The sequence below is a fragment of the Streptomyces sp. WELS2 genome (assembly GCF_013870595.1).
Lineage (GTDB): Bacteria > Actinomycetota > Actinomycetes > Streptomycetales > Streptomycetaceae > Streptomyces.
In genome coordinates, this window is the sequence record NZ_JACBWZ010000266.1 from 1 (window position 1) to 7483 (window position 7483).

Annotated in this window: 6 protein-coding genes and 1 tRNA gene; 4 read left to right on the forward strand and 3 right to left on the reverse strand. The window is 71.5% G+C overall.

Annotation, left to right across the window (positions count from 1 at the left end):
• A partial coding sequence (locus H5J33_RS17180) for an APC family permease (RefSeq protein ID WP_181795806.1) occupies window positions 1-706 on the reverse strand: 706 nt, incomplete at its 3' end.
• Between the two features lie 168 nt (window positions 707-874).
• On the opposite strand from H5J33_RS17180, the gene H5J33_RS17185 reads away from it, so the two are divergent.
• A complete protein-coding gene (locus tag H5J33_RS17185; protein WP_030778410.1) occupies window positions 875-1141 on the forward strand; it encodes a GlsB/YeaQ/YmgE family stress response membrane protein in 267 nt (88 codons plus the stop codon).
• 76 nt (window positions 1142-1217) lie between these two features.
• Here H5J33_RS17185 and H5J33_RS17190 read toward each other — a convergent pair whose 3' ends face one another.
• Window positions 1218-1709, reverse strand: coding sequence for a YajQ family cyclic di-GMP-binding protein (locus H5J33_RS17190; RefSeq protein ID WP_181795807.1), 492 nt, complete (start codon window positions 1707-1709; stop codon window positions 1218-1220).
• Window positions 1710-1934: 225 nt separating this feature from the next.
• On the opposite strand from H5J33_RS17190, the gene H5J33_RS17195 reads away from it, so the two are divergent.
• From H5J33_RS17195 to H5J33_RS17205, 3 genes are all read left to right on the forward strand, one after another.
• Window positions 1935-2016 (forward strand) — tRNA-Tyr (locus H5J33_RS17195).
• A gap of 1007 nt (window positions 2017-3023) precedes the next feature.
• A complete protein-coding gene (locus H5J33_RS17200) occupies window positions 3024-3293 on the forward strand; it encodes a hypothetical protein (protein ID WP_181795808.1) in 270 nt (89 codons plus the stop codon).
• A complete protein-coding gene (locus tag H5J33_RS17205; protein WP_181795809.1) occupies window positions 3293-4174 on the forward strand; it encodes a Crp/Fnr family transcriptional regulator in 882 nt (293 codons plus the stop codon). Before H5J33_RS17200 ends, H5J33_RS17205 begins: the two co-directional genes overlap by 1 nt.
• Window positions 4175-4426: 252 nt before the next feature.
• Here H5J33_RS17205 and H5J33_RS17210 read toward each other — a convergent pair whose 3' ends face one another.
• Window positions 4427-7045 carry a SpoIIE family protein phosphatase gene (locus tag H5J33_RS17210; protein ID WP_181795810.1) on the reverse strand — a complete coding sequence of 873 codons (2619 nt, stop codon included), beginning with the start codon at window positions 7043-7045 and terminating at the stop codon, window positions 4427-4429.
• Window positions 7046-7483: the final 438 nt, after the last annotated feature.

Sequence of the window (7483 nt, forward strand, 5' to 3'; positions counted from 1 at the left end):
CCACGGCCGCGTACACCACCAGGGCGATCCCCAGCGCCAGCGGAACGGCCCTCGGGATCGTGCGCGCCGGGTCGCGTACCTCCTCCCCGAGGGTGGCGATCCGCGCGTACCCGGCGAACGCGAAGAACAGCAGCCCGGCCGCCTGGAGCACCCCGCCCGGGCCTACCGACGGGCCGGTGCCCAGCCGCCCGGCGTCCGCCCGGCCGGAGGCCAGGCACACCACGACCACGGCCGCGAGCACGGCCAGGACGACGGCCACGATGACCCGCGTCAGCCACGCCGACTTCTGGATGCCGCCGTAGTTCACGGCGGTCAGCGCCAGCACGGCGGCGACCGCCACCGCGTGTGCCTGCCCCGGCCACACATACGTGCCCACGGTGAGTGCCATGGCCGCGCAGGAGGCCGTCTTGCCGACCACGAAGGCCCAGCCGGCCAGATACCCCCAGAAGGCGCCCAGCCGCTCCCTGCCGTACACGTACGTGCCGCCGGAGGCCGGATAGCGGGCGGCCAGCCGGGCCGAGGACCGCGCGTTGCAGTAGGCCACCACGGCGGCGAGGGCGAGCCCGGCGAGCAGCCCGGACCCGGCCGCCCGCGCGGCGGGCCCCGGCGCGGCGAACACCCCGGCGCCGACCATCGACCCCAGGCCCACGACCACGGCGTCCCGCAGGCCCAGACCGCGCCGCAGACCTGCGTCCGTACGTGTCATGCGCCGCACCCTACTGAGCGCGGCAACCGGTGGGCGGACCGCCGGCGTCTTCCTCGTGGACAGGGCACGAATACACGCGCGCGTGCCGCACACCGGGCCCACGGCGGAAATCCGGGGCGCGGACGGCGCGGACGGCGCGGACACGGCGCGGGAGGGCAGGTTCACGGCATGGGCATCATCAGCTGGATCATCCTGGGGCTGCTGGCCGGGGCCATCGCCAAGCTCCTGCTGCCGGGCCGCGACCCCGGCGGCTTCATCGGTACGACCCTCATCGGCATCGCGGGCGCGTTCCTCGGCGGCTGGATCTCGGCGCGCTGGCTGGACCACCCGGTCAGCAAGCACTTCTACGACGGCGCGACCTGGGCGGCGGCCATCGGCGGCTCCCTGGTGCTGCTGATCGTCTACCGCATCCTGTTCGGCAACTCACGCGACTGAGCGCGGCCGGAGGCGTTCCGGGCAGCACGGAAGGGCGGGTGCCGCACGGCACCCGCCCTCGTCGCGTTCCGTGTGCCTAGCGGTAGTTCACGAACTGCAGCGCGAAGTCGAAGTCCTTGCCCTTCAGCAGGGCGATCACGGTCTGGAGGTCGTCGCGGCTCTTGGAGCTGACGCGCAGCTCGTCACCCTGGACCTGCGCCTTGACGCCCTTGGGGCCCTCGTCGCGGATGATCTTCGCCACCTTCTTGGCGTTCTCCTGGGAGATGCCCTCCTGGATCGACGCGAAGAGCTTGTACTCCTTGCCGGAGAGCTGCGGCTCGCCCACCTCCAGCGCCTTCAGCGAGATGCCGCGCTTGATGAGCTTGGACTTGAGGACGTCGAGGACGGCGTTGACCCGGTCCTCGGAGTTCGCCTCCATGAGGATCTTGTCCTCACCGGACCACTTGATCGAAGCCCCCACGCCCTTGAAGTCGTAACGCTGGGAGATCTCCTTGGCGGTCTGGTTGAGGGCGTTGTCGACCTCCTGCCGCTCGACCTTCGAGACGATGTCGAAACTGGAGTCGGCCATGTCCTGTGGCTCCTTGTATCCGGGTGCGTATGGGGTGGGTGCCGGCGCGCGGCGGCGACCGCCGGGCCCGGTGGAGCACCGGGCCGCATCCGCACCAGCCTAGCCACCCCGCGCCCCCGGATGCGGAGATCAACCGGGTGGCGGAGCACCCCCCTGCATCGGGTATTGTTTACGTCGTTGCCGGGGGACACCGCCGAAAGCGGGGTCCAAACGGCAGCAGTACCAGGCGGTGTGCCCGAGCGGCCAAAGGGAGCAGACTGTAAATCTGCCGGCTCAGCCTTCCCAGGTTCGAATCCTGGCGCCGCCACTGGACCAGAAGGGTCCGTGATCAGCGTAAACGCTGATCACGGACCCTTCTGGCGTGTGGCGGAGAGCGTGGAGCGCGACTCTCCCGCCAGGGGAACGACCCGGACGGCCCGTCGAGTCGCCGCTCCCGTGGGGTGCTCCGGCTCCGTCGAGGGCGGAGGCCATGGGTGAGTGGTGCGCCGGCGGTCGCTCGCGGGGTGCGGCCGGCAGCGGGCGCCCTCGGCCGGGGCCCGCGGGGGGACGTGATCTTCCGGTCGGAGCCCTCCCGAATGCAAAGGGCCGGTGAGGGGTCGCACCCGGTCGTCGCGCACGCGTCCGCGCCGGGACCACCGCCTGCCCACGAGCTACGGCGGAGTCGGGAACAGCCCGACGCGTATCCCGTACGCCCACAGAGCTTGCAGGTGTGATCGTGCGCACACTGGCGGCCCTGCTCTGTCCGGGGATTGTCGGACCCCGCGGCTACACTCCGGCCGCCGACACCGCGATCGGCTCCTGGCGAACCCGTGGAACGACGAGTGGCGGCACTCCCGCGCCGTCGGCCGAGAAGCCGGAGCCGGACGCCTGACCACCGCATCGGCGCTGGTCAGAGTGTCCGAGTTGATCCAGGGGCTCCCGAAGCACCACCAACGGGAGCCCCCAGTGGGCCGATCGCTGGACCCGCCAAGGCACAACGTCAGCTCCGTTGAATGTAACGGTGGGCCAGGCCAAACCATTCCATAGATTTCGGGAGTCCTGGCTGTTACTCCGGAGTAAGTCCGTTTCCCTGGGGATTTCGATTCCGGCCGCGGGCGCCTCGCGGTGGCACCGGGCAAGCATTGCCCCGAGGCTGACATTTTCGTGACGCCCAGGTGGTGCTATATCCTGCCGGATCAAGAGCGGCGCAGCTTTTCTGATGACCTCACCAGTCATCCTGGATGCCCTTCTTAAGTAAGCCTTACCTGCTGGACCCGCCAAGTCGGATACAAAGTCAGAAGGACCCACGGAATGGATTTCCTTACGGCTGCGGTCTTGATCGTCTTGATCGCCGCGGCGACCGCCGTGCTCGTCGTCAAGGTGCTGGCGTCCACGCCGGCGCGCATCGCGGCCGCCTTGGGAGCGGTGGCACTCCTCTTCGGCGTTCTGCCGCGCCTGTTCGCGCCGCTGACGCCGCCGTCGGCCCCGGCGCCCGCGGCCACCGTCACGGTGGGCCCGCACCGTGTGGGCGACTCCTCCTGGTCGCCGGCGGCGTACCCGTCCGCGGCACAGCCGGCGGTCCTGCCGTCGCGAGGAGTCTCCTGATGGGGCTCGCCGGCAAACGCCAGCAGGAGGTGCTCGCGCAGGCGCGCAGAAGTGTTCAGGATGCCCGCCGGCGACAGGCGGCGGGCAGCTGGCAGCCCATGGTCCTGGGCAACTCGGTGTATGCCTTCGACGAGGAGACGGGACTGGTCGGCCACGGCCTCTCCGGTTCCCGTGCCGTACGGGCTCTCATCGACCTCCACCCGTTCCTGGCCGGCCTCCCGCAGAGCTTCCGCCACGACTTCACCGCGCTGATGTCGACGCGGTCGAACCCCCGCAGCGCTCAGCTGCGGGGCTCCGTCAGCTCGATGGTGCACGTGGTCCTGTCCGGCTGCGTGTACGAGGAGTCGAGCTATGGCGAGGACACGACGGCGCGGATCCACGGTGCGGGGTCGGTCCTCGGCGTCGCCGAGGTCTTCGACCCCGATCTTCTCGCTCCGACGGCGCGCTGCCTCAACAGCACGCTCACCCTGGCGATCCCGCTGCCCCGGCTGAGGGCCATGGCGGAAGGGGTGGCCGCGGTCGGTGTCGCCCTGGGCAAGGCCTTGGCGGAGCAGCTCGCCATCGGCGAGCGCGTCTACAGCCGCCACAGCCTCTCGCCGGAGCAGCGGCTCGCCGGGCTCTTCGTTCACCTTCTCGATCGGTGCGCCGTCCCCTGCCTCACCCACGGGCGCATGGTGGAAGGGCCGTCCCAGACGGATCTGGCGGCTGCCCTCTCGGTCAGCCGCGCCACCATAGAAAACGCCCTGAAGGTCTTGCGCGAGGGAGGACTGGTCACGACGGGTTACCGGCAGTATCGGTTCCCGAATGAGAGGGGGCTCGCCGAGTTCGGGCGGGTCCGCATGCCTTCGCAGACGGTGACCGGATCGGCGGAAGCCCAGTAGCCGCAATTTTGAGGCCCGCTTCCGGAACCCGTTTTCCGGAGGCGGGCCTCTTGCGGTCGGTGCGGTTTCTTTTTCCGATCCTGTCGGGCAATGAATAGCTCGACGTCGAGATAAGTGCAGAGGTTAACTTGGCTTAGCGAAAGATTTACGTACCCCTTTTCTGTTTCGCCGCTTTGGCTCGGTCTTACCGCACTTTGTCGGCAAGTGTCCTTCGTCACCCTCGTGCCTGTTGCCCGCGCGGCGACCGCCGGGTCAGCCGGGTGGGCCCGGGCGCAGGGCGAGCAGGGCGATGTCGTCGGTGGTGTCGCGGCCGAACCTGAGGATCAGTTCGTCGCAGAAGACGTCCAGCGGGGCCCGGGCCAGGCCGGCGGTGGACCGGCGGAGCGTGTTCATGGCCTCGTCGAGCGACTCGCCGCGGCGCTCGATGAGGCCGTCCGTGAAGAACAGCAGCGTGGCGTGGGGCGGCAGCAGCTCCCAGGCGGATGTGCGGGGCAGTCGCGGGTCCATCCCGATCAGCAGGCCCCGGCCCGCTTCCAGGTACCGCGTGTCGCCCTCCTGGGTGGTCAGCAGGGGCGGCAGATGGCCGGCCGAGGAGTAGTGCAGGTACGTCGTGCGGGCGTCGCTCTTGACCAGGCCGTACACGCAGGTGGCCGTGTACTGCGGGTTCAGGGTCTGGCTCGCCAGGTCCAGGCGGCGCAGCACCTCCTCGGGCGGTTCCTGCCGGTCGACGGCGATGCCGCGCAGCATGTTGCGCAGGGTGCTCATGGCGACCGCGGCCTGGAGATCGTGACCGGACACGTCCCCGATGACCAGCACGATGTCACCGCCCGGCAGCGTGAAGGCGTCGTACCAGTCGCCGCCGACCTCCGCGGTGGTGCTGGACGGCACATAGCGGGCGGTCAGCTCCAGCCGGTCGGCGTGGGGCAGCTCGGGCAGCAGCGCGCGCTGGAGGTGCTCGGCGTTGGAGCGGGCGTGCTGGTGCAGACGGGCGTTGTCCACCCCGAGCGCGAGGGCGCGGACCAGCTCCGCGATCAGGGGAACGTCCTCCTTGGCGAACGGGTGCCCGGCCTCGGTACGGACGATCGTCAGGGCCCCGAACACCGCGCTCTCGGCCCGCAGCGGAGCGACGACCGCGCTGTTCGCGCCCAGCCGCCGGACCAGGTCCCGCTGCCGGGCGTCCAGGGGGCTCAGCGGGCCGTCGGACGGGGTGAGGTCGGTGACCAGCAGCGGACCGGCGCCGCGCAACACCCTGAGCAGCGAGTTCTCGCTGAGCTCGGTCGCCGGCGGGAGCGTGCCGAGGTGGTTCCCGGACACCGACACCCGGGGGTCGCGGTGCACGACACAGACCCGCTCCAGCCGGCCCTGCTCGTCGACCAGGTCCGCCATGCACCAGTCGGCCAGGTTCCGGGTCAGGACATGGCACACCCGCCGTAGCCGCTCCTGGGGGTCGAGGGTGCTGGTCAGCGCTATGCCGGTGTCGGCGAACAGGGACAGCCACTCCGGCGCCGCCGCCTGTGTGCTCAGCGTCTTCGTCTTCCGGGTGGTGCTCGGCAGGTGCACCGGGCCCGGCACCGGCCGGGTGGCGGAGCGGACGTCCCCGGGGGCGTCCGGCGGGGCGGGAGGAGCCGTCGTCGTGGTGAGCTGGGCGACGAACACGGTCCGCCCGTCGATCGCCTCCTGCGTCTGGATGGTGAGGCGGATCGGGACCACCCGGCCGTCCCGGTGCAGCGCGGGCACCGGTATCGGGCGGCCCAGGATGCGGGACTCGCCGGTGAGCAGCAGCGAGGTGAAGGCCGTCACATGGCGCCGGCGCAGGTGTTCGGGCATGAGCACGGTCAGCGGCCGGCCGACGAGATCGTGCGCCGGCCAGCCCAGCATGCTCGACGCGGCCTCGTTCACCGCGACGATCCGGTTGGTGTCGTCCGCCGCGACGGTCGGTACGAGGGCCGCCTCCACCACGCTCGCGTCCCACGGCGCCAGGTCCCTCGGGTTGGCGCCCGGGGCGCCGGTGACCTGCGTCCACGAGGTGGGCTGTCCGCCGAGCAGCTGGCCGGTGATCTGGTCGAGCAGCCAGTGCCGGAAGGCCCGGATGTGCGGCAGGGGCGGCAGGGCCAGCAGGCTTCCCTGCTGTGCCGCCGTGTCGGCGGCGTCGAGGAACCGGCGCAGCGCCGCGACGCGGGGCGCCGCGTCCGCCGCGAAGGCCACCCGCAGGGAGAGCGTCGAACTGTCGGGGGTCTCCTGCTCCACCGCCGCCCACATGGACGCGCAGATCATGCTGCTCGTGTCCTGGGCGGCGGCGTGGTCCTGCGGGGACACCCCGGCCCAGGAGGCGCCGGCTCGGGCGAGGAGCAGTTCGCGCAGCATCCCCTCCCACTGCTGCTGGGCCGCCCAGTAGAGGGCGTACGGTACGTCGTTCAGCGTCACGGTGACGGTCCGGCCGGGCGGTGCCAAGGTCTCCCACGCGGACGCCGGCGGCGCGGGTGCCTCGGGCCACACCTCGAACCAGACCGTCTTGCGGTCGTCCCCGCTGTGCACGCCGTGGCTGGTGGCCAGCTCCTCGACCAGGGCCAGGCCCCTGCCGGTGCAGGCGTACAGATGGCGGACGTGCGGTACCAGCCCGTAGTCCGGGCGGTGGTCGGTGACCCGCACATGGGCCTGGCTCCCGACGGCCCAGGCCTCGACCTCGATGCCGGTGCGCGCGTGGACGACGGCGTTGGTCACCAGCTCGCCGGTCAGCAGCTCGGCGGTGTCCACCACGTCCCGCGCCAGACCGCCCAGCACCGACCGCACGAACCTGCGGGCCACCACGACGTTCTCCGGCACCGGAGACAGGCGCCGGGCCGACGCTCCCGGAGGAATCGGGCTGCCCATACCGGCTGGGTGCCCAGAACCCCGCACATGAAGTCCGCCCGCCCGGGAAAACCGGTCGCCGGGCCGGGTCCGGCGCCGCGGACGTTCGCCCGCATGGCCGACGACTGCTTCGCGCGTCCACGTCTCGCCGCGGTCGGTCTACGAGGCATGGCGGACGAGTTCGGGAGTTCGGGGCGCGCCGCGTCCCGTACACCGGCTGCGGGACCGGCACGCTCGCCCTCCTGCCGCGCGATCGAGGTCGTCGGCGTCGACCCCGCCGGGGCCTTTCCCGATGACGTCCGGGCAGAACCGGGCGGTGCGCGCGTCGGCCGGATCCACGGCGACGCGGCCGGCCCCCCGCTCCGGCCGACCTGGCGACGATGACGAGGACGTAGCCCAGGCCATCGCCGGTCCGCTCGCGTGGCAGGAGACGCTGCGGGGAGCCCGGGACGCGAGGAC

Bases quoted from the DNA above. Each gene is read 5' to 3' on its own strand.
- H5J33_RS17185 (WP_030778410.1), top strand. From the start codon at position 875: ATGGGCATCATCAGCTGGATCATCCTGGGGCTGCTGGCCGGGGCCATC.
- H5J33_RS17190 (WP_181795807.1), bottom strand. From the start codon at position 1,709: ATGGCCGACTCCAGTTTCGACATCGTCTCGAAGGTCGAGCGGCAGGAG.
- H5J33_RS17205 (WP_181795809.1), top strand. From the start codon at position 3,293: ATGGGGCTCGCCGGCAAACGCCAGCAGGAGGTGCTCGCGCAGGCGCGC.
- H5J33_RS17210 (WP_181795810.1), bottom strand. From the start codon at position 7,045: ATGGGCAGCCCGATTCCTCCGGGAGCGTCGGCCCGGCGCCTGTCTCCG.